The organism is Nocardiopsis aegyptia, from assembly GCF_013410755.1.
In the GTDB taxonomy this organism is placed as follows: Bacteria; Actinomycetota; Actinomycetes; order Streptosporangiales; family Streptosporangiaceae; genus Nocardiopsis; species Nocardiopsis aegyptia.
Map to the genome: position 1 here is coordinate 5,768,928 of NZ_JACCFS010000001.1, position 21,347 is coordinate 5,790,274.

18 protein-coding genes are annotated in these 21,347 nt (G+C 72.6%); all 18 read left to right on the forward strand.

The window, feature by feature from the left end; all coding sequences use genetic code 11:
- The first annotated feature begins 383 nt into the window (after positions 1 to 383).
- Positions 384 to 950 (forward strand): translation initiation factor IF-3, encoded by a 567-nt coding sequence (gene infC, locus HNR10_RS25820; RefSeq protein WP_255351859.1) that lies wholly within the window; start codon positions 384 to 386, stop codon positions 948 to 950.
- Between the two features lie 186 nt (positions 951 to 1,136).
- Positions 1,137 to 1,331, forward strand: coding sequence for a 50S ribosomal protein L35 (rpmI, locus tag HNR10_RS25825; RefSeq protein ID WP_179827892.1), 195 nt, complete (start codon positions 1,137 to 1,139; stop codon positions 1,329 to 1,331).
- 171 nt (positions 1,332 to 1,502) lie between these two features.
- Positions 1,503 to 1,877, forward strand: coding sequence for a 50S ribosomal protein L20 (gene rplT, locus HNR10_RS25830; RefSeq protein WP_179827896.1), 375 nt, complete (start codon positions 1,503 to 1,505; stop codon positions 1,875 to 1,877).
- A 33-nt stretch (positions 1,878 to 1,910) separates the two neighbouring features.
- Positions 1,911 to 2,762, forward strand: a complete 852-nt coding sequence (locus HNR10_RS25835; protein ID WP_179827898.1) for a TrmH family RNA methyltransferase — start codon at positions 1,911 to 1,913, stop codon at positions 2,760 to 2,762.
- A 462-nt stretch (positions 2,763 to 3,224) separates the two neighbouring features.
- Entirely contained in the window at positions 3,225 to 4,475 is a 1,251-nt protein-coding gene (locus tag HNR10_RS25840; protein ID WP_376769774.1) for a sensor histidine kinase, read from the forward strand.
- Between the two features lie 162 nt (positions 4,476 to 4,637).
- Positions 4,638 to 5,756, forward strand: coding sequence for a phenylalanine--tRNA ligase subunit alpha (gene pheS / locus HNR10_RS25845; RefSeq protein WP_053618962.1), 1,119 nt, complete (start codon positions 4,638 to 4,640; stop codon positions 5,754 to 5,756).
- Entirely contained in the window at positions 5,756 to 8,242 is a 2,487-nt protein-coding gene (pheT, locus tag HNR10_RS25850; protein ID WP_179827900.1) for a phenylalanine--tRNA ligase subunit beta, read from the forward strand. Before pheS ends, pheT begins: the two co-directional genes overlap by 1 nt.
- A gap of 564 nt (positions 8,243 to 8,806) precedes the next feature.
- On the forward strand, positions 8,807 to 10,054 hold the full coding sequence (locus HNR10_RS25855; RefSeq protein WP_246407663.1) for an aminotransferase family protein: 1,248 nt from the start codon (positions 8,807 to 8,809) through the stop codon (positions 10,052 to 10,054).
- A 221-nt stretch (positions 10,055 to 10,275) separates the two neighbouring features.
- Positions 10,276 to 10,767: a MarR family winged helix-turn-helix transcriptional regulator gene (locus tag HNR10_RS25860; protein ID WP_179827904.1), complete on the forward strand. Its 492-nt coding sequence runs from the start codon at positions 10,276 to 10,278 to the stop codon at positions 10,765 to 10,767.
- Positions 10,768 to 10,939: 172 nt separating this feature from the next.
- The gene (locus HNR10_RS25865) at positions 10,940 to 12,391 is read left to right on the forward strand and encodes an NAD(P)/FAD-dependent oxidoreductase (protein ID WP_179829967.1); all 1,452 of its coding nucleotides are present in this window, start codon (positions 10,940 to 10,942) and stop codon (positions 12,389 to 12,391) included.
- A gap of 103 nt (positions 12,392 to 12,494) precedes the next feature.
- Positions 12,495 to 13,523: an N-acetyl-gamma-glutamyl-phosphate reductase gene (argC, locus tag HNR10_RS25870; RefSeq protein ID WP_179827905.1), complete on the forward strand. Its 1,029-nt coding sequence runs from the start codon at positions 12,495 to 12,497 to the stop codon at positions 13,521 to 13,523.
- Between the two features lie 361 nt (positions 13,524 to 13,884).
- On the forward strand, positions 13,885 to 14,673 hold the full coding sequence (locus HNR10_RS25875; protein WP_179827908.1) for a bifunctional ornithine acetyltransferase/N-acetylglutamate synthase: 789 nt from the start codon (positions 13,885 to 13,887) through the stop codon (positions 14,671 to 14,673).
- Positions 14,670 to 15,668, forward strand: coding sequence for an acetylglutamate kinase (argB, locus tag HNR10_RS25880; RefSeq protein WP_179827910.1), 999 nt, complete (start codon positions 14,670 to 14,672; stop codon positions 15,666 to 15,668). Before HNR10_RS25875 ends, argB begins: the two co-directional genes overlap by 4 nt.
- On the forward strand, positions 15,665 to 16,873 hold the full coding sequence (locus tag HNR10_RS25885) for an acetylornithine transaminase (RefSeq protein ID WP_179827912.1): 1,209 nt from the start codon (positions 15,665 to 15,667) through the stop codon (positions 16,871 to 16,873). Before argB ends, HNR10_RS25885 begins: the two co-directional genes overlap by 4 nt.
- Positions 16,870 to 17,817: an ornithine carbamoyltransferase gene (argF, locus tag HNR10_RS25890; protein WP_179827914.1), complete on the forward strand. Its 948-nt coding sequence runs from the start codon at positions 16,870 to 16,872 to the stop codon at positions 17,815 to 17,817. Before HNR10_RS25885 ends, argF begins: the two co-directional genes overlap by 4 nt.
- Positions 17,814 to 18,347: an arginine repressor gene (locus HNR10_RS25895; protein ID WP_179827916.1), complete on the forward strand. Its 534-nt coding sequence runs from the start codon at positions 17,814 to 17,816 to the stop codon at positions 18,345 to 18,347. The genes argF and HNR10_RS25895 overlap by 4 nt, the downstream gene beginning before the upstream one ends.
- Positions 18,348 to 18,400: 53 nt before the next feature.
- Positions 18,401 to 19,603 (forward strand): argininosuccinate synthase, encoded by a 1,203-nt coding sequence (locus HNR10_RS25900; protein WP_179827917.1) that lies wholly within the window; start codon positions 18,401 to 18,403, stop codon positions 19,601 to 19,603.
- Between the two features lie 88 nt (positions 19,604 to 19,691).
- On the forward strand, positions 19,692 to 21,137 hold the full coding sequence (argH, locus tag HNR10_RS25905; protein WP_179827918.1) for an argininosuccinate lyase: 1,446 nt from the start codon (positions 19,692 to 19,694) through the stop codon (positions 21,135 to 21,137).
- The last annotated feature ends 210 nt before the right edge of the window (positions 21,138 to 21,347 follow it).

Genomic DNA, 21,347 nt, shown 5'->3' on the forward strand with positions numbered 1-21,347 from the left:
TCCCGAAGTGCTGCTATAGTCGGTACGTATCGACTTGGTCCGGCGTGTTCGCGCGCCGGAGCCGCAAGCGGAGATGATCCTCCCACCTGCCGGGTCCTGCCCGTGTAGGTCCCGGTCCGGTGATCGAGCGCGTCGCGCTCAGCTCACGGGACGCCCTGTCCGGGGCGTCCGGTGCGCGTGATGTCCGTCATCGGGAACAATCGGCTGGATCACCCCGCTTGCACATGCTGGCGGGGTTTTCGTTTTGCGCTGACCCCGACGCGGCCCCGGAGTTCGACGGAGCACGAGCGAACGGGCCTAACAGACCGTCCACCGCCTGGCGGACGGTCGGTCCCAGGTAATCGAGAAAGCTAGGGAGGGGTCTCATCAGCGCCGAGCCCCGCATCAATGACCGCATCCGGGTGCCCGAGGTCCGTCTCGTCGGACCCAACGGTGAGCAGGTCGGAATCGTCTCCGTGCAGGACGCCCTGCGTCTGGCCCAGGAGTCCGACCTCGACCTCGTCGAGGTCGCCCCGACCGCGCGCCCGCCGGTCGCCAAGCTGATGGACTACGGCAAGTTCAAGTACGAGTCCGCGGTCAAGGCCCGTGAGTCGCGCAAGAACCAGTCGAACACGATCATCAAGGAGATCAAGCTCCGCCCGAAGATCGATCCGCACGACTACGAGACCAAGAAGGGTCACGTCGTCCGGTTCCTCAAGAGCGGGGACAAGGTCAAGGTGACGATCATGTTCCGCGGTCGCGAGCAGTCCCGCCCCGAGCTGGGCCGCCGACTGCTGGCGCGACTGGCCGAGGACGTCCAGGACCTCGGCACCGTCGAGTCCCAGCCCAAGCAGGACGGCCGCAACATGGTCATGGTGATCGGCCCGCACAAGCGGCGGTCCGAGCACAAGGCCGAGGCCCGCGCCGCGGCAGGCGACAAGACCCGCCGCGAGCAGCGCGAACAGGCGTAACGGCGCCCGGGGAAGTCCCCCACCGCCCGGACCGCCGCGAAAGCGGAACCGGGTGGTGGGGTGGGCTGTGCGCGATCGGCCCGGATGCGTCGGTGTCGGCGCGCGGGGCCCCGCCATAGCAGGGGAAGAACAGCGTCAGCCGCCCAGAGCGGATGGCGCGCCGACGGAGTAGGAGACGACGGCGACATGCCGAAGAACAAGTCCCACAGCGGAGCCAAGGACCGTTTCAAGGTCACCGGTTCCGGCAAGATCATGCGCCGCCGTGCCAACAAGAACCACATCCTTGAGCACAAGACCTCCAAGCGCAAGCGCAAGCTGAGCAACGAGGCCGAGCTGGCTCCCGCGGACACCAAGAGCATCAAGAAGCTCCTGGGCAAGTAGCGCCCGGAACTTCTCTCCTCCCGGGCGTGCCCGTGCGACCGACCGCGCGTCGGTGCACAGACGGCACCCGGAGGGCACCCACCTGAAGCGAACACGGGCCGCCTGGACCAGTCCCGGCCGGACCGGTCGGCGCGCCGTGCGCGCCGGATTTGAGACTACGAGGGAGTCACTGTGGCACGCGTGAAGCGGGCTCTCAACGCCAAGAAGAAGCGCAAGGTCGTTCTCGACCGGGCCAGCGGATACCGCGGGCAGCGCTCGCGCCTGTACCGCAAGGCCAAGGAGCAGATGCTCCACTCGATGACCTACTCCTACCGGGACCGCAAGGACCGCAAGGGGCAGTTCCGTCGTCTGTGGATCCAGCGCATCAACGCCGCCTCCCGCGCCAACGGCCTGACCTACAACCGCCTCATGCAGGGCCTGAAGCTGGCCGGCATCGAGGTCGACCGTCGCATGCTGGCCGAGCTGGCCGTCAACGACGAGGCCGCCTTCGCGGCCCTGGTCGAGCAGGCCAAGAAGGCCCTTCCGGCCACCCCGGCCGCCGCCTAGCGCGACCGAGGCGAGAGACAACAGCGAGTAGCGATGGCGAGCCACGAATTCACGAGTATCCGGTCACCCAGGATCAAGGGGGTTCGGCGGCTCGCCAAGCGCACCTTCCGCCAACGTGAGCGGCGCTTCCTCGCGGAGGGGCCGCAAGCGGTGCGGGAGGCTCTGGCCGCCGTCGACGGCGGCCGCGACGGGCGGTCCCCCTACGGTGGGGCCGCCCTCGGCGTCGTGGAGGTCTTCGCCACGGCGGAGGCCGCCCAGCGCCATCTGGACCTGGTGGACGCCGCCCACGCCGCGGGCGTGCCCACCCACCGCGTCAGCCTCGACGTGATGTCCGAGCTCGCCCAGACCGTCACCCCGCAGGGGGTCATCGCGGTCTGCGAGTTCGTCGACGTCCCCCTCGACCAGGTCGGCGACGTGCGCATGGCGGTCGTGCTCTCGCACGTGCGCGACCCCGGCAACGCCGGAACCGTCCTGCGGACCGCCGACGCCGCGGGAGCCGACGTGGTGATCTTCACCGACGCCTCCGTGGACCCCTACAACGGCAAGTGCGTGCGCGCCTCCGCCGGCAGCCTGTTCCACCTGCCCGTCGTGGTGGGGGTGCCGGTCAGTGCCGCCGTGGAGTTCCTGCGCGGCCGCGGGGCCCGGGTGTGGGCCGCGGACGGCGGCGGGCCCAAGGACCTGCACCAGGTCGCCGACGGCGGTGACCTGGACGGCCCCGTGGGCTGGGTGTTCGGCAACGAGGCCTGGGGACTGCCCGAGGACGTGGTCCGCCAGACCGACGGCGCGGTCAGCGTGCCGATCTACGGCGGGGCCGAAAGCCTGAATCTGGCCACCGCCGCGGCGGTGTGCCTGTACACCACCGCTCGGCAGCAGCGCAGCGCCTGAGCGGCACCGGACCGGGCCGCCCCACCCCGCGCGGCCCGCGACACCGACCACGAGTCGCGGACGGAATGTCCGGAACACCAGGGCTCGACCGCCGTGGACCGATAGGCTCTGCGCAGTCCCGGGTCGCCCATGCGGGACACGGGTCGGCCGGCGCGGGCCGACCCGTGTCGCGGGTACGGGGCTGCGCCGGTCCGCTGAGACCGGGCAGGCTTGGCAGCACGTGAGAGCGGGCGGATCCCGGAAGGCGGCGTGGCCCGCCTTCGGGTTGCCGTGTGCGCACGGAGTGCCTATACGCTCGTCCCCTGCCGGACGGTCCCGACCCGGGCCGTCAGGCGTACCGGGTGGAAGTGCAGGGTAGATCACCTGCGGTGGCGTCCACGGGCGTGTGGTGGATGTGATCGGTCAGCGGTCCGCGGCCCAGGAGCCTGTGGTCGTGGACCTTCAAGGGGAGCGGGGAGAGGCGTGGGCGGCGGCCGACAGGCGGATCACCCGGAGGGTGGCTCGGGCGGGGGGACGGCGCACTCCTCGGACGACCCCGGACCCGGGCACGGTCCCGCCGTATCCGGTGCCGCCGACGGAGCGGGCCCCTTCCTCCCGGCACCGCCGACGGCCCCCGTGCACGCGGTGGCCGACCCGCCGCCGGCCGCCCTGTGGGACGTCGAGGGAGCCTCGGGCCACCTCGGCGGCGGCCCCCTGCACGCCGACGACCTTCCGGACGGCGTCCTGGTCGCCGACGCGCGCGGGCGCGTCGTGCTGTTCAACGCGGTGGCCTCCCACCTGACCGGCGTCCCCGCCGAGTCCGCGCTCGGCCGCGACTTCCGCACCGCCCTGCCCCTGGTCGGCCTCGACGGGCACGACTGGTGGGAGGCGACCGACCCCTACGGCGGGGCCCGGGACCGCGTCCGCCAGTCCGAGCGCTCGCTGTTCCTGCCCGACGAGCGCGAGATCCTCGTGGCCACCCGCTACGTCCGGGCCCGGCCCGGCGGCGAACTCGTCCGCCTGGTCGTCACGCTGCGCGACGCCGCCGCCCGGGCCGAACGCAGCCGTGCCGACCTCGTCTCGGAGGTCGCCCACGAACTGCGCTCGCCCCTGACCAGCGTCAAGGGCTTCACCTCCACCCTGCTCGCCAAGTGGGAACGGCTCACCGACAAGCAGAAGCTGTTCATGCTGGAGACGGTCAACGCCGACGCCGACCGCGTCACCCGCCTCATCCACGACCTCCTCGACGTGTCCCGGATCGAGTCGGGCCGTCTGGAGGTGCGCCGCCAGGTCGTCGACCTCGGCGAGGCCGTGCGCCGGGTGGTGGCCGGCCGCGTCGCCGCCGGCGAGCCCGAGGAGCGCTTCCGGGTCGAGACCCGCGGCGAACTCCCGCAACTGTGGCTGGACGCCGACAAGATCGAGCAGATCCTGCTCAACCTCGTCGAAAACGGTGTGCGGCACGGCGCTGGTACTGTCAGTATCGTGATCGAGCCGTGTGAAGGAGGAGCAGCGGTGTCGGTGCGCGACGAGGGCCAGGGCATTGCACCTGAGACCATTCCGCGCGTCTTCCGCCAGTTCTGGCGCAGCAAGCGCCGGAGCGGGACCGGCCTCGGCCTGTTCATCGTCAAGGGCCTCGTCGAGGCCCACGGCGGTACGATCACCGTCGGACGCGCCCCCAGCGGCGGCGCCGAGTTCCGATTTACCATGCCCGCCGGGACACCCGAGTTCGTCTGAGTCCCTCAGACCCTTCGGCCCCGGTGGGCTCCCGTGTCGTGCCCCGGCCCGGTGCCGGGCACGCCCGCAACCCGCCTGTGCTTGTCCTGTCGGCTTCGTCCGCCCCGCGCGGACCGTGACTGCCGTCCACCCCCGCGGGGTGCGGCGGCGAGGCAACCAACCATGTCTGCACCGAACAATTCCTTCGATCCGGTCGAGGTGACCCCCCTCCACCCCGACGAGGTCGCCCGTATGCGCGAGGAGGCCCTGGCCGCCATCGAGGCCGCGGCCGACCTCGCCGAACTCAAGGAGGTCCGGCTCGCGCACGCCTCCGACCGGTCCCCGCTGGCCCTGGCCAACCGGGAGATCGGCGCCCTGCCGCCGGCCGCCAAGGCCGACGCCGGCAAGCGCGTGGGCGGGGCCCGCCGCGACGTCGGGCAGGCCCTCAAGGCCCGCCAGGCCGTTCTGGAGGCCGAGCGCGACGAGCGCGTCCTGGTGGAGGAGCGGGTCGACGTCACCCTGCCCTGGGACCGGGCACCGCGCGGCGCGCGCCACCCGCTGACGACCGTGGCCGAGCGCATGGCCGACATCTTCGTCGGCATGGGCTTCGAGGTCTCCGAGGGCCCCGAGATCGAGGCGGAGTGGTTCAACTTCGACGCCCTCAACTTCCTGCCCGACCACCCGGCCCGCACCATGCAGGACACGTTCTTCGTGGAGAGCCCCGACGGCGGCGAGACCGGGCTGGTCATGCGCACGCACACCTCGCCGGTGCAGGTGCGCTCGCTGCTCACCCGCGAGCTGCCCGTCTACGTCGTCGCGCCGGGCAAGACGTTCCGCACCGACGAGCTCGACGCCACGCACAGCCCCGTCTTCCACCAGCTCGAAGGGCTGGTCGTGGACAAGGGCATCACGCTCGCGCACCTGCGCGGGGCGATCGACGCCTTCGTCGGCGGCATGTTCGGCGAGGGCCTGCGCACCCGCTTCCGCGCCTCCTACTTCCCCTTCACCGAACCGTCCGCCGAGGTGGACATGGAGTGCTTCGTGTGCCGGGGCGCGTCCGTGGGCGACCCCGACGCGCCCTGCCGCACCTGCTCCAGCGAGGGCTGGATCGAGATCGGCGGCTGCGGCGTGGTCAACCCGCGCGTGCTCACCGCCGCCGGGGTGGACCCGGAGGTCTACAGCGGCTGGGCCTTCGGCCTGGGAATCGAACGGACACTCATGTTCGCGCACGGGGTGCGCGACATGCACGACATGGTCGAGGGCGACATCCGCTTCACCTCGGCGTTCGGGAGTGAGAACTGATGCGCGTCCCCCTTTCCTGGCTGCGGGAGTACGTCGATCTTCCGGCCGACGTCACCGCCCGCGAGCTGGCCACGAAGCTGACCCTGGCCGGTCTGGAGGTCGAGACCGTCGACGAGCTCGGCGCCGACCTGACCGGCCCCGTCGTCTTCGGCCGCGTCCTGGAGATCGAGGAGCTCGAAGGCTTCAAGAAGCCCATCCGCCACTGCAAGGTGGACGTCGGACAGGCCAACGGCACCGGTGAGCCCCAGGAGATCGTCTGCGGTGCCCGCAACTTCTCCGAGGGCGACCTGGTCGTGGTCGTCCTGCCCGGCGGCGTGCTCCCCGGCGGGTTCAGCATCGGGGCCCGCAAGACCTACGGCCGAATGTCGGCGGGCATGATCTGCTCCGCCACCGAGCTGGGCCTGTGGGAGGACCACGCGGGCATCGTGGTCCTGCCCGAGGGCTTCGGCGCGGTCGGCGACGACGCCATCGGCCCGCTGGGCCTGCGCGAGGACGTGCTGGACATCGCCGTCACGCCCGACCGCGGCTACGCGCTGTCGATGCGCGGCGTGGCCCGCGACACCGCCGCCCTGTACGGGGTGGAGCTGCGCGACCCGGCCGGGCTCGACGTCGCCGCGCCCACGGGCGAGGGCCACCCCGCCACGGTCGACCCCGCCGTGTGCGACCGCTACGTCCTGCGCGGCGTCACCGGGTTCGACCCCGACGCGCCCTCCCCGCTGTGGATGAAGCGCCGCCTCGCCCACAGCGGAGTGCGTCCCATCTCCCTGGCCGTCGACGTCACCAACTACGTGATGCTCGAACTCGGCCAGCCGCTGCACGCCTGGGACCGCGACCGGCTCAAGGGCGCCCTGCGGGTGCGCCGCGCCGCCCAGGGCGAGAAGCTGGAGACCCTGGACCACGTCCAGCGCGTCCTGGACACCGACGACATCGTCATCGCCGACGAGACCGGACCGGTCAACATCGCCGGCGTCATGGGCGGCCTGACCACGGAGATCTCCCTGACCAGCACCTCGGTGCTGATCGAGGCCGGGCACTTCGAGGCCATGCACATCGCTCGCTCCTCGCGCCGCCACCAGCTGTCCTCGGAGTCCTCGCGCCGCTTCGAACGCGGCATCGACTCCGCCGCGCAGGCCGTGGCGGCCACACGCGCCGTCGAACTGCTGGCCGAGCTGGGCGGGGCGCGCGTCGAGGAGGCCTACACCCACATCGACGAGTCCGCCGCCCGCGAGCCCATCACCCTGCGCGCCACCCACCCGGGCGACGTCGCGGGCGTGGACTACCCCGAGGGCACCGCGCGCACGTGGCTGGAGCGGATCGGCTGCGGGGTGCGCGGCGACGCCGTCCTGGAGGTCACCCCCCCCACCTGGCGGCCCGACCTCACCGACCCCAACGACCTCGCCGAGGAGGTCATCCGCTTCGAGGGCTACGAGAACATTCCCTCGATCCCGCCGCGGGCCCCCGCCGGGCGCGGCCTGACCCCGAGCCAGCGGCTGCGCCGCACGCTCGGCCGGGTGCTGGCCGACACCGGCTACAACGAGGTGCTCAGCTACCCGTTCGTGGGCGAGGCCGACCTCGACGGGCTCCAACTGGAGGAGGACGACGCGCGCCGGGTGAGCCTGCGCCTGGCCAACCCGCTCAACGAGCGGGAGCCGCTGCTGCGCACCACGCTGCTGCCGGGCCTGTTCAAGGCCCTGGCCCGCAACGTGGGCCGGGGGTTCACCGACGTGGCCCTGTTCGAGATGGGGCTGGTCTACCGGCCCGAGCCGGGCGCCACCCGCGCCCCGCTGCTGCCCGTGGACCGCGGCCCCAGCGCCGAGGAGCTGCGCCAGATCGACGCCGCCGTGCCCGACCAGCCGCGCCGCGTGGGCGCCGTGCTGGCCGGGAGCGCCGAGCGCGCGGGCTGGTGGGGCCCGGGCCGGCCGGCCACCTGGGCCGACGCGATCCAGGCCGCCCGTGACATCGCCCGGACCGCCGGGGTCGAGCTGGAGGTCGAGGCCGACCGGCACGCGCCGTGGCACCCGGGCCGGTGCGCCGCGCTGTACGTGCGCGTGGACGGCGAGCGCCTGCTCGTCGGGCACGCGGGCGAGCTCCACCCGCGCACGGTCAAGGCGTTCGCCCTGCCCGAGCGGACCTGCGCCATGGAGGTCGAGCTCGACCGGATCGAGCGCGCCCGGGACGGCGACACCGCTCCCACGGTGTCCACCTACCCGGTGGCCACCCAGGACGTGGCCCTGGTCGTGGACGAGTCGGTGCCGGTGGGCGCCGTCGGCGACGCGCTGGCCGAAGGGGCGGGCGAGCTGCTGGAGAGCGTGCGGCTGTTCGACGTCTACACGGGCGAGCAGGTCGGGGAGGGCCGCAAGTCGGCCGCCTTCACCCTGCGGTTCCGGGCCGAGGACCGGACGCTGACCGCCGAGGAGGCGGGCGCGGCGCGCGACGCGGCGGTCGCGCTGGCCGCCGAGCGCACCGGGGCGGCCCTGCGCGGCTGACACACGACGCCCGGACCGAAGGGGTACAGGGAGGGTGCCGACGGGGTTCTGGAGGGTCCGCAGGTGGGATCGTGAGGGACGAGCGATCCCACCGTAGGGCCCGAAGGTTCCCGTGCTCAAGGCACCCGAGCGGGGCCGGTCTCCCAGGTGGGGGGACCGGCCCCGCCGCCGTGTGTGAAGAACGTGCTACGGGCGCCCCTCCGACCCCCGGCCAGACGTCAAAGGTCCGATCTCTGACCTTGGTCTCCAATGAATTTTTGGGGGCGTTTTCGCTGCGTAGGCCGGGTTTTGCGGTGCTTCACCGAGGGTAGTCGGCATGAAGTTTGGGTTTCGGGGCATGAAGGATCGTTTTGACTCTTGCTGCGGGGGCGGTCGTGAGCTTAGCCTGCAATCACCTGCTGAGGACTGGGCGCCCGGTGCAGAGGCAGGCAACCTGAGTTTTCCGCTGCGCTGCTGCGCAAGACACGGCTCGGAGGTCGCCATATGACCGAAACGGTTGTCTCGTCCGCGCTCGCTCCCAGGGACCACCGGGAGCCCAACCGCCTGTGGCACACGTTCTGCGATATGAACGCCGTGGCCCGCGGCCCCGAGTTCGTCGTCGCCAGAGGCGAGGGCGTATGGCTGTGGGACGAGTCCGGTGACCGCTACCTCGACGGCACCGCCAGTCTCTGGTACTGCAACGTCGGGCACGGGCGCCGTGAGATCGCGGACGCGGTCTACCGCCAGATGACCACTCTGGACGCCTACACCGTCTACGGGGACTTCTCCAACGCTCCGGCCAGGGACCTGAGCGAGCGGCTGGCCTCGCACGCCCCGGTCGTCGACCCCCGGGTGATCCTCACCTGCGGGGGAGGGGAGTCCATCGACACCGCCGCCAAGCTGGCGCGGCGGTACTGGGCGGTCCTGGGCCGCCCCGAGCGCACACACCTGATCAGCCGTACGGGCGGCTACCACGGCCTGAACGGTTTCGGCACGAGCATCATCGGCATGGAGCGGTTCCGTACCGGCTACGGGCGCCTGATCGAGGACACGTCCGTGGTCGCGCACGACTCTGCGGCGGCCCTGGAGGCGGAGATTCTCCGGGTCGGGCCGGAGCGGGTCGCGGCGTTCTTCGCCGAGCCCGTGATCGGTGCCGGAGGGGTGTTCCTGCCCGAGGACGACTACTTCACCGAGGTCGCCCGGATCTGTGACAAGTACGGAGTGCTCTTCGTCGTCGACAGCGTCATCTGCGGGTTCGCACGGATGGGCAACTGGTTCGGCATCGAGCGCTTCGGTGTCAGCCCGGACATGATCGTCTTCGCCAAGGGCGTCTCCAGCGGCTACCTTCCGCTGGGCGGGGTCGTGGTCAGCGGCCGTGTGGCCGACCCGTTCTGGAACGAGGCGGGCAACCCGTTCATGCACGGGACGACCTACGCCGGGCACCCGGCGGGCTGCGCCGCGGCGATGGCCAACCTGGACATCCTGGAGCGCGAGGACCTGTTCACGGTGTCGCTGGAGGTCGAGCGCCACCTGGACGCGGCCCTGCGCACGCTGTCCGGTCACCCGCTGGTGGCCGAGGTGCGCTCCGGAATGGGCGTCATGGGGGCGGTGGAGCTCACCGGCGAGGCCCTGGACGACCTGGGGATCACCACGGCGGAGGTGTTCGCCGAGGCGCGCGCCCGCGGCGTCATCCTGCGTCCCGTGCCCCGGGCGCTGCTGGTCTCGCCGCCGCTGATCATCACCTGGGAACAGATCGACCACCTGGTCTCCACGCTCGCGGGGGCGCTCGACGCCGTCGCCGCCCGCCACGGAGCGACCGCCGTCAGGTACTGACGCCGGGTCGGGTCCGGCCATGCCGGGGGCGTGGCCGGACCCGACCCGAAGAAAAGAGAACCGCTCCTCCCACCGTCGCACTCCGAACCCGGCCCGCTTCCGCGCGCCGGGTGTGATCTTTCGTCCATGGCCCGCTTCCCGACCATCGAGTAATATTTGCTGGGAAGATTCTTCGGATGGGTGAGGTGCCGGGAGGTATCCGCCAGGTGACGGGGGCGGCCATGACGACGCAGCAGAACGAGCCGAGGGCGGACGCGGGAGCGGCCGAGCTCAGCGACGACGACCTCATCACCGCCTGGGGGCTGGTCCACGAGGCGATGAGCGCGCTCCAGCCCAAGCTGCTGGGCGGGATCACGCCCGACGGCAGGGACATGGCGGGCCCGTGGTTCGAGGTCCTCATCCGACTCCAGCGCACGCCAGGGCACCGGCTGCCCATGAGCCGGCTGGCCCGCGAGGTCAGCCTGAGCACCGGCGGGTTCACCAAGCTCGCCGACCGCCTCGAACGCGAGGGCTACCTGGAGCGGGCCAACTGCGCCGAGGACCGCCGCGTGGTCTACGCGGTCCTGACCGAACCGGGCCTGGCCTTCATTCGCGAGGTGCGCACCAACCACGTCGACCGACTGCGCGAGCACGTCCAGGGTCCGCTCGGCGTCGACGGCGTTCGACGGCTCGCCGCCATCGCCCGTACGCTGCGTGACAGCGCGTGCGACTGAGTCGGATCCGAACCGGCGACGCTAGGTAGCCGAATTGCCTCATTCCTCCGCGCGGGTCCCGTCCGAATGCGTGGACACGGCCACATGGGCCGCCGTTCCCGTGTAAGTTGGCGGGAGTTCGCGCGTCCCATGCGGGGTGGACCGCGGGGACACCGAGGTTCCGGGGGGAATGATGAGACTGTTCACCACTGCCGCGCAGTTGAGGCCGATTCCCCGGTCCACACGCTTCGCCAACGGCGGTGTCTCCTTCTGGTTCCGCGACATCGGTCTGCCCGAGCGCCGCGACCCCCTTCCGGGCGACGCGGAGTACGACGTGTGCGTCGTCGGCGCGGGCTACTCCGGCCTGTGGACCGCCTACTACCTCAAGAAGGCCGAACCCGACCTGCGGATCGCGGTCATCGAACGTGAGTTCGCCGGTTTCGGGGCCTCGGGCCGTAACGGAGGGTGGCTCTCGGCCGAGTTCGCGGGCTCGCGCGAGCGCTACGCTCAGTCACATGGCAAGTCGTCGATGATCGCTCTGCAGCGCGCGATGATGCACACCGTGGACGAGGTCGCCACCGTGGCCCGGGACGAGGGCATCGACGCCGACATCGTGCGGGGCGGCATGCGTCTGGTCGCCACCAACGCGGCCCAGCGCGCCCGCCTGGTCGAGGAGATCGAGTACCTGCAGGAGTGGGGCTACTGGCCCGACGACGTCCACCTGCTGGAGCCCGACCACGAGCCCCGGCTGTCCGTCGCGGGCGCGGTGGCCGCCGCCTACTCCCCGCACGCCGCGCGCGTGCACCCCGCCAAGCTCGTCACGGGCCTGGCCCGGGTCGTGGAGGGGCTCGGCGTCGACCTCTTCGAGGGCACCGCGGTCGAGGAGATCCGCCCCCGCGAGGGCACCTCCGCCCCCGCGGTCGTCACCGACCACGGCACCGTGCGCGCCGAGCACGTGATCCGCGCGACCGAGGGCTTCACCTCCACCCTGCGCGGCCACAAGCGCGAGTGGCTGCCGATGAACTCCTCCATGATCGCCACCGAGCCGCTCTCCGACGAACTCTGGGAGAAGATCGGCTGGGAGGGCCGCGAAGTCCTGGGCGACTCCGCGCACTCCTACGTCTACGCCCAGCGCACCGCCGACGGCCGCATCGCCATCGGCGGGCGGGGTGTGCCCTACCGCTTCGGCTCGGCCCAGGACGACGACGGCGCCACCCAGCCCCAGGCGATCGTGGAGCTGTGGCAGGCCCTCGTCCGGCTCTTCCCCGACGCCTCGGAGGTCCCGGTCGAGCACGCCTGGTCCGGTGTACTCGGGGTGCCCCGCGACTGGTGCCCCAGCGTGCACCTGGACACCGCGTCCGGCGTGGGCTGGGCCGGCGGCTACGTCGGCAGCGGTGTGGCCACCAGCAACCTGGCCGGGCGCACCTTGCGCGACCTGGTGCTGGGCCGCGAGTCCGACCTGACCCGCCTGCCCTGGGTGGGCCACCAGGTCCGCGGCTGGGAGCCCGAGCCCCTGCGCTGGGTGGGCACCCAGATGATCTACGGCCTGTACCGCACCGCCGACCGCCGCGAGTCCCGCACGCCCGAGGACAAGGCCCACACCTCCCGCTTCGCCGGGCTGGCCACCCGCATCGCGGGCCGCTGACCGCACCACCCCCGCCCCGCCGCGGCGCGCACCATCCTGGTTGCATAAACTTGCAGAGGCATGCATGATAGTCCAGTCAGGATTCAGGAGGGGGAGCGGCACCATGGGATACAGCGCGGCGATCGCCGGAGCCAGCGGCTACGCGGGAGGCGAGCTGCTCCGCCTGCTGCTCGGCCACCCCGAGATCGAGATCGGCACCCTCACCGCCGGAAGCAACGCCGGCACCCCGCTGATCCAGCACCAGCCGCACCTGCTGCCGCTCGCCGACCGCGTCCTGGCCCCCACCACCGTCGAGGAACTGCGCGGCCACGACGTCGTCTACCTCGCGCTCCCGCACGGCCAGTCCGCCGACATCGCCCAGCAGCTCGGTGACGACGTGCTCGTCGTGGACTGCGGAGCCGACTTCCGGCTCAACGACGCCTCCGCCTGGGAACGGTTCTACGGCACGCCCCACGCCGGCACCTGGCCCTATGGTCTCCCCGAACTCCCCGGCCAGCGCGACCGACTCGCCGGAGCCCGGCGCGTCGCCGTCCCCGGCTGCCACGTCACCGTCGCCACCCTCGCGCTCTTCCCGGGACTGGCCGAGCAGCTCGTCGAGCCCGACCTGACCGTCGTCGCGGTCACCGGTACCTCCGGAGCGGGCAAGGCGCCCAAGCCCAACCTCATCGGCAGCGAGATCATGGGCGCGCTCAGCCCCTACGGCGTCGGCGGCACCCACCGGCACAACCCCGAGATCGTGCAGAACCTCACCTCCGTCACGGGCGAACCCGTCAAGCTGTCCTTCACCCCCGTCCTGGCGCCCCTGCCGCGCGGCATCCTCGCCACCTGCACCGCCCCCCTCAAGGACGGCGTCACCCCCGCCCAGGTCCGCGCCGCCTACGAGACGACCTACGCGGACGAGCCCTTCACCCGCCTGCTGCCCGAGGGCACCTGGCCCAGCACCGCCATGACGCTGGCCGCCAACACCACCCTCCTCCAGGTCACCGTGGACGCCGACGCCGGCCGCATGGTCGTCGTCGCCGCCCTGGACAACCTCACCAAGGGCACCGCCGGCGGCGCCGTCCAGAGCACCAACGTCGCCCTCGGCCTGCCCGAGGAGACCGGCCTTCCGCTCGCCGCCGTCGCCCCCTGAGCGAGGTTTCCGCCCACCGGTACCCCGGGCCGAAGCGGTCCCGCTCTCCGCGACCACGGGGGGCTGAAGCTCAGCGGGATCGCTCGCGGGGACCACAGGGGGTGAGAGGTACGTGGTTCAGCTCGCGGGGGCCACAGGGGGTCTGTCCGGGCCGAAGCAGGAAGGACTGCGCCGCAGGCGTCGGTTGAGGGTGGTGGTGGGCGACGGCGTGGGCACGAGCGGCGGCCCAAGGAAGGCACAGGTGTGAGGGGCGCGCCGGTGCCTGCAGGAGGAGTCTCTGCCGCCGGCGAGCCTGCGAGCCAGGCAGTAGCGACGACGAAGGCCCCGGCGTGAAGCGCCCCGAACACAGAGAGGCATCACCGTGAGTGTCACCGCCCCCCGCGGCTTCAGAGCCGCGGGAGTCGCAGCGGGAACCAGGGACGACGGGGCCAGGGACGTGGCCGTCGTCATCAACGACGGCCCCTCCCGGGCCGCCGCCGCGGTGTTCACCCGCGACGACTCCGCCGCCCCGGTCCTGTGGTCGCGCCAGGTCGCCTCGGGCCACCGCGTCCGCGCCGCGGTCCTGGCCTCCGGGGGCGCCAACGCCGCCGCGGGGCCCCTGGGCTTCCAGGACGTGCACGCGCAGGCGGAGCACGCCGCGGGCGTCCTGGACGACTCCGCCGCGGAGATCGTCGTGTGCGCCTGCGGCGACCCCGGGACGCGACCGCCCCTGGACGCCCTGCGCCAGGGCACCGCGGACGCCCTCGCCGAGGCCTCCCGCAGCGGGGGACTGGCCGCCGCCGACGCCCTCCGCACGACCGACACCGTCGCCAAGATCGTCTTCCGGCGCGGCGACGGCTACACGATCGGTGCCATGGCCAAGGGACCCGACGCCTCGGTCTCCAGCGTCCTGGCCGTCCTGACCACGGACGCCGACCTCACCGGCCCGCAGTGCGAGCTCCTGCTCGCCCGGGCCGTCGCCAAGGCGTTCGCGCCGCTGGGCGCCACCAACGACACGGTGCTGCTCATGGCCAGCGGTGCCGCCGGCACCGTCCCCGACGAGGAGGGGTTCGCCGCACTGCTCACCGACGTGTGCGCCGACCTGGCGGCCCAGGTGGCCGCCGACCCCTCGACCCCAGCACACTCCCATGACCGGGCGGAAGGCTCATGATCGCGCGCTCCGACACACCCTCAGCAGACCAGGCCCAGGCCATCGACAAGGCCGCGAACCTCATCGAGGCGCTGCCCTGGCTGTCCCGCTTCCACGGCCGCACCGTCGTGGTCAAGTACGGCGGCAACGCCATGATCAGCGAGGAACTGCGGGTCCGCTTCGCCGAGTCCATCGTCTTCCTGCACTACGCGGGCCTGCGCCCCGTCGTCGTCCACGGCGGCGGCCCCCAGATCAGCGCCCAGCTGGACCGCGCCGGCGTGGAGTCCACCTTCACCGCCGGGCTGCGGGTGACCACCGACGAGGCCATGGACATCGTCCGCATGGTGCTGACCGGCCAGGTCAACCGGGAGATCGTCGGTCTGGTCAACCAGCACGGGCCGTTCGCGGTCGGCATGTCCGGGGAGGACGCCAACCTCCTGTACGCCGAGCGCAAGACCGTGACCGTCGACGGCGAGGACCTCGACATCGGCCGTGTCGGCGAGGTCACCGAGGTCAGCCCCGGTGCCGTCGCCGCGCTCATCGCCGACGGCCGCATCCCCGTCGTCTCCAGCGTCGCCCGCGCCGACGACGGCGGTGTGTACAACGTCAACGCCGACACCGCGGCCGCCGCGCTGGCCGTCGCCCTGGGCGCCAGCAAGCTCATCATGCTCACCGACGTCGAGGGCCTGTTCGCCGACTACCCCGCCAACACCGACCTCATCAGCCGCCTCAACGTTGAGGAGCTGCGCGCACTGCTGCCCTCGCTCTCCTCGGGGATGGTGCCCAAGATGGAGGCCTGCCTGGCCGCCGTCGAGGGCGGCGTCCCGCAGGCCCACATCATCGACGGCCGCGTGCCGCACTCCCTGCTCCTGGAGGTCTTCACCGACCGCGGCGTGGGCACCATGGTCGCCGACGAGGAACTGGAGGCGGCCCTGCTCGCCGGCAACGGCCACTACCCGCGCCCCTGGCGCGCCACCGACCACCGCACCGACACTCCCACCGGAGGCTCCCAGTGACCAGTAGCGACCTGCGCGAGCGCTTCGCCGCCGCGCTCATGCCCAACTACGGCGTCCCGCCCGTGGCCCTGACCCTGGGCCGCGGCTGCGAGGTCTACGACGCGGACGGGCGCCAGTACCTCGACCTCATCGCCGGGATCGCCGTGTCCAGCCTCGGACACGGCCACCCCGCGCTGGTCAAGGCCATCGCCCACCAGGCCGCCACCCTGGCCCACACCAGCAACCTCTTCGTGCACGAGCGCGAGGTCCAGCTGGCCGAGCGCCTCGTCGGGCTCCTGGGCGGCGACGCCAAGGTGTTCTTCGCCAACTCCGGCACCGAGGCCAACGAGGCCGCCCTCAAACTGGTCAAGCGCGCCGCCGGACCCGGCCGGCACTACTTCGTGGCCGCCACCCACGGCTTCCACGGCCGCACCTCCGGCTCGCTCGCCCTGACCGGCAAGGACGCCATCCGCGAGCCCTTCGGCCCCTTCGGGATGGACGTGCGCTTCGTCCCCCACGGCGACCTGGACGCCCTGGCCGACGCGGTCGACCAGAACTGCGTCGCCGTCTTCACCGAACCCGCCCAGGGCGAGGCCGGGGTCGTCACCGCCGACGACGGCTACCTCGCCGGCGTCCGCCGGATCTGCGACGACACCGGCGCCGCCTTCGTCCTGGACGAGATCCAGAGCGGCATCGGACGCACCGGCCAGTGGTTCGCCCACCAGGCCGAGGGTGTGCGCCCCGACGTCCTCACCCTCGCCAAGGGCCTCGGCGGCGGCCTGCCGATCGGCGCCACCGTCGGCTTCGGCCGCTACGCCGACGCCTTCCACAAGGGCGACCACGGCTCCACCTTCGGCGGCAACCCGGTCGCCTGCGCCGCCGCGCTCGCCGTCCTGGACACCATCGAGGAGGAGGGCCTGCTCGCCCACACCGCCGTCATGGGCGACCTGCTCGCCGAACAGATCGAGGGCGTCGACCACCCCCTCCTGGCGGGCCAGCGCGGCGTCGGTCTGTGGCGTGCCCTGCTCCTGACCGGGCCGCACTCCGCCCACGTCCAGGAGCAGGCCGCCGTCCGCGGCTTCCTCGTCAACGCGGTGGCCCCCGACGCCGTCCGGCTCGCCCCGCCCCTGGTCATCACCCCCGAGCAGATCGGGGTGTTCATCGAGGCCCTGCCGACCATCCTGGACGCCGCGGAGGCCGCCGCGAACAAGGAGAGCACGTCATGACCCGGCACTTCCTGCGCGACGACGACCTCAGCCCGGCCGAACAGGCCCGGGTGCTCGATCTCGCGGACGCCATGAAGAAGGACCCCTTCGGCCGGCGCCCCCTGGACGGGCCCCGCACCGTCGCGCTGATCTTCGACAAGCCCTCCACCCGCACGCGGCTGTCCTTCAGCGTGGGCGTGGCCGACCTCGGCGGGGTCCCCCTGGTCCTGGACTCCTCCACCACCCAGATGGGCCGCGGCGAGCCCCTGGCCGACACCGCCCGCGTCCTGGAGCGCCAGGTCGCCGCCGTGGTCTGGCGCACCTTCGCCCAGAGCGACATCCGGACCCTGGCCGACCACATCTCCGTGCCCGTGGTCAACTCGCTCACCGACGCGTTCCACCCCTGCCAGATCCTCGCCGACCTGCAGACCGTCCGCGAGCACAAGGGCACCCTGGCCGGGCTCACCCTCGCCTACCTCGGCGACGGCGCCAACAACATGGCCCACTCCTACCTGCTCGGCGGGGCCACAGCCGGACTGCACGTGCGCGTCGGCGCGCCCGAGGGCTACCACCCCGACCCCGACGTGCTCGCCCGCGCGGCCGAGATCGCCGAGGGCACGGGAGGCTCGGTCGGCGTCACCACCGACCCCCGCGCGGCCGCCGACGGCGCGGACGTCCTGGCCACCGACACCTGGGTCTCCATGGGACAGGAGGACCAGGCCGCGGACCGCGAGGCGCCCTTCCGCCCCTACATCATCGACGAGGCGCTCCTGGGCACCGCCGACCCCGAGGCGGTCGTCCTGCACTGCCTGCCCGCCTACCGCGGCAAGGAGATCAGCGCGGGCGTCATCGACGGCCCCCAGAGCGTGGTCTGGGACGAGGCGGAGAACCGCCGCCACGCACAGAAGGCCCTGCTCGCCTTCCTGCTCGACGCCAGTGACGACCCCGGGACAGAGCGACGATGACGAGTGAGAGCGGTGGAACGGCGCCGATGACCAAGGCGGCCAGACACGCCAGGATCAGCGACGTCCTCACCCGCGAGGACGTGCGGTCGCAGGGCGAGCTGGCCAAGCGCCTGGCCGAGGCCGGCGTCCAGGTCACCCAGGCCACCCTGTCCCGGGACCTGGACGAACTGGGCGCGGTCAAGCTCCGTACCGCCGAGGGCCACCTGGCCTACGTCCTGCCGGGCGAGGGCGGCGAACGCCTGCAGCGCACCCGACCCGACACCCTCGACCTGGAACAGGTCTCGGGCGCGCGACTCACCCGGCTGGCCGAGGATCTGCTGGTCTCGGCCGAGGCCTCCGCCAATATGGTCATCGTCCGCACCCCGCCGGGTGCGGCCCAGTACCTGGCCTCGGCCATCGACCACACCGACTTCCACGCCATCCTGGGCACCATCGCGGGCGACGACACCATCATGGTGATCGCCCGCGACCCCCAGGGCGGCGACGAACTGGCCGCCGCGCTCCTGCGGCTGGCCGACCGCAGGCCGTAGGGGACCGCGCACCGCGGGGCGGCCGAGCACACGTACAGCCCAGGGGGAACACCATGTCCGAGCGCGTCGTACTCGCCTACTCCGGAGGACTCGACACCTCCGTCGCCATCGGCTGGATCGCCGAGGAGACCGGTGCCGAGGTCGTCGCCGTGGCCATCGACTGCGGACAGGGCGGCGAGGACCTCGACGCCGTCCGCCGCCGCGCCCTGGACTGCGGCGCGGTGGAGGCCGTCGTCGCCGACGCCCGCGACGAGTTCGCCACGGAGTACTGCGTCCCCGCCATCCGCGCCAACGCCCTCTACATGGACCGCTACCCCCTGGTGTCGGCGCTCTCGCGCCCGCTCATCGTCAAGCACCTGGCCGAGGCCGCCCGCTACCACGGCGCCACACACGTCGCCCACGGCTGCACGGGCAAGGGCAACGACCAGGTCCGCTTCGAGGCAGGCCTGGCCGCCCTCTTCCCCGAGCTGAGGGTCCTGGCCCCGGTCCGCGACTCCGGCATGACCCGCGACCGGGCCATCGCCTTCGCCGAGGACAAGGGCCTGCCGATCGACGTCAGCAGGAAGTCGCCCTACTCCATCGACCAGAACCTCTTCGGGCGCGCCGTCGAGACCGGGTTCCTGGAGGACATCTGGAACGGCCCCATCGAGGACGTCTACGACTACACCCGGGACCCGGCCGAGCCGCGCGAGCCCGACGAACTCGTCATCACCTTCGCCGACGGCGTGCCCACCGCGATCGACGGCCGCGAGCTCACCCCGCTCCAGGTCATCGAGGAGATGAACCGCCGCGCCGGCGACCACGGCGTGGGCCGCATCGACATGGTCGAGGACCGCCTGGTCGGCATCAAGAGCCGCGAGGTCTACGAGGCGCCCGGCGCCATCGCCCTCATCACCGCCCACCAGGAACTGGAGAACGTCACCGTCGAACGCGAACTGGCCCGCTACAAGCGCGGCGTCGACCAGCGCTGGGGCGAACTCGTCTACGACGGCCTGTGGTTCTCCCCTCTCAAGGACGCCCTCCAGGGCTTCGTCGCCGAGGCCAACCGGCACGTCAGCGGCGACATCCGCATGGTCCTGCACGGCGGCCGGGCCGTCGTCACCGGACGCCGCAGCGAGACCGCGCTCTACGACTTCGACCTGGCCACCTACGACACCGGCGACACCTACGACCAGAGCGCGGCCCGCGGGTTCATCGACGTGTTCGCCATGCCGGGCCGGATCGCCGGCAGCCGCGACCGGCGCGCCACCCGCTAGCGCACTCCCCGCTCCCCGGGCGGCGCGGCCCGACCGCGCCGCCCGCCACCCCCCGTCCACCGTTCCGCAGCACCGAAGGAGAACCACCATGGCCGACCGGCCCGGCAACGACCAGCCAGGCGAGGGCCGGCCCCCGGCCCTGCGCCTGTGGGGCGGCCGCTTCGAGGGCGGCCCCGACCAGGCGCTGGCCCGGCTCTCGCTGAGCACCCACTTCGACTGGCGGCTGGCCCGGCACGACATCGCCGGCTCGCGCGCCCACGCCCGCGCCCTGCACCGGGCGGGACTGCTCACCGCCGACGAGCTCGACGGCATGATCGAGGGCCTGGACCGCCTGGAGACCGACGTCGCCTCGGGAGCCTTCACCCCCGTCCTGGAGGACGAGGACGTGCACACCGCGCTGGAGCGCGGCTTCATCGAGCGCGTCGGAGCCGACCTGGGCGGGCGGCTGCGCGCCGGGCGCTCGCGCAACGACCAGATCGCCACCCTGGTGCGGATGTACCTGCGGGAGGAGGCCCGCGCCATCGCCGACCAGCTCCTGGACCTGGTCGGGGCGCTCGCCGACCAGGCCGCGGCGCACCCGGGTGCGGCCATGCCCGGCCGCACCCACCTCCAGCACGCCCAGCCGGTCCTGCTGGCCCACCAGCTCATGGCGCACGCCTGGCCGATCATGCGCGACGTCGAGCGGCTGCTCGACTGGGACCGGCGCGCCGCGGTCTCCGCCTACGGGTCGGGCGCGCTGGCCGGGTCCTCGCTGGGCCTGGACCCGCGGGCGGTGGCCGCCGAACTCGGCTTCCCCGAGTCCGTCGACAACTCCATCGACGGCACCGCGGCCCGTGACGTCGTCGCCGAGTTCTCGTTCGTCACCGCGATGATCGGCGTCGACCTGTCCCGCCTCTCGGAGGAGGTCATCCTCTGGGCGACCAAGGAGTTCTCCTTCGTCACCCTGGACGACGCCTTCTCCACGGGCTCGTCGATCATGCCCCAGAAGAAGAACCCCGACGTCGCCGAACTCGCGCGCGGCAAGGCGGGACGGCTGATCGGCGACCTCACCGGCCTGCTGAGCACCCTCAAGGGGCTCCCGCTCGCCTACAACCGCGACCTGCAGGAGGACAAGGAGCCGGTCTTCGACGCCGTCGACACCCTCCACCTGCTGCTGCCCGCGATGACCGGGATGGTCGCCACCCTCACCTTCCACACCGACCGCATGGCCGAACTGGCGCCGCAGGGCTTCTCCCTGGCCACCGACATCGCCGAATGGCTGGTCCGCGAGCGCGTGCCCTTCCGCGACGCGCACGAGATCGCCGGCACCTGCGTGCGGGTGTGCGAGGAGCGCGGCATCGACCTGCCCGACCTGACCGACGAGGACTTCGCGGCGATCTCCCCGCACCTGACCCCGGCTGTGCGCGAGGTCCTCACCGTCGAGGGCTCCCTGGCCTCCCGGTCCGGCCGCGGCGGCACCGCCCCGGTGCGCGTGGCCGAGCAGCTCGAACGGCTGCGCGCGGGCGCCGCGGAGTACCGCAAGGCGTTCGGATAGGAGCCGCCTCCGGCCCGCGACCGCACCGACGCACAGGCGCGCACCCCCCGCCGGGGGTGCGCGCCTGCGCGTGTCCCGGCCCGCGCGCAAGGCCCCCCGACGCGTGCCCGGCGCCCGCCCCGACGGCCATGTCGGTCATGTCCGCGCCGGGCGCGCCCTCATTTCGCCAATCCCCCCGCACCCGCGCCGGGAGTGCGATAGCGTCCAGAA

Bases quoted from the DNA above. Each gene is read 5' to 3' on its own strand.
- argH (WP_179827918.1), top strand. From the start codon at position 19,692: ATGGCCGACCGGCCCGGCAACGACCAGCCAGGCGAGGGCCGGCCCCCG.
- HNR10_RS25860 (WP_179827904.1), top strand. From the start codon at position 10,276: ATGACGACGCAGCAGAACGAGCCGAGGGCGGACGCGGGAGCGGCCGAG.
- argF (WP_179827914.1), top strand. From the start codon at position 16,870: ATGACCCGGCACTTCCTGCGCGACGACGACCTCAGCCCGGCCGAACAG.
- pheT (WP_179827900.1), top strand. From the start codon at position 5,756: ATGCGCGTCCCCCTTTCCTGGCTGCGGGAGTACGTCGATCTTCCGGCC.
- HNR10_RS25855 (WP_246407663.1), top strand. From the start codon at position 8,807: ATGAACGCCGTGGCCCGCGGCCCCGAGTTCGTCGTCGCCAGAGGCGAG.
- rpmI (WP_179827892.1), top strand. From the start codon at position 1,137: ATGCCGAAGAACAAGTCCCACAGCGGAGCCAAGGACCGTTTCAAGGTC.
- argB (WP_179827910.1), top strand. From the start codon at position 14,670: ATGATCGCGCGCTCCGACACACCCTCAGCAGACCAGGCCCAGGCCATC.
- pheS (WP_053618962.1), top strand. From the start codon at position 4,638: ATGTCTGCACCGAACAATTCCTTCGATCCGGTCGAGGTGACCCCCCTC.
- HNR10_RS25865 (WP_179829967.1), top strand. From the start codon at position 10,940: ATGAGACTGTTCACCACTGCCGCGCAGTTGAGGCCGATTCCCCGGTCC.
- HNR10_RS25835 (WP_179827898.1), top strand. From the start codon at position 1,911: ATGGCGAGCCACGAATTCACGAGTATCCGGTCACCCAGGATCAAGGGG.
- argC (WP_179827905.1), top strand. From the start codon at position 12,495: ATGGGATACAGCGCGGCGATCGCCGGAGCCAGCGGCTACGCGGGAGGC.
- HNR10_RS25895 (WP_179827916.1), top strand. From the start codon at position 17,814: ATGACGAGTGAGAGCGGTGGAACGGCGCCGATGACCAAGGCGGCCAGA.
- HNR10_RS25900 (WP_179827917.1), top strand. From the start codon at position 18,401: ATGTCCGAGCGCGTCGTACTCGCCTACTCCGGAGGACTCGACACCTCC.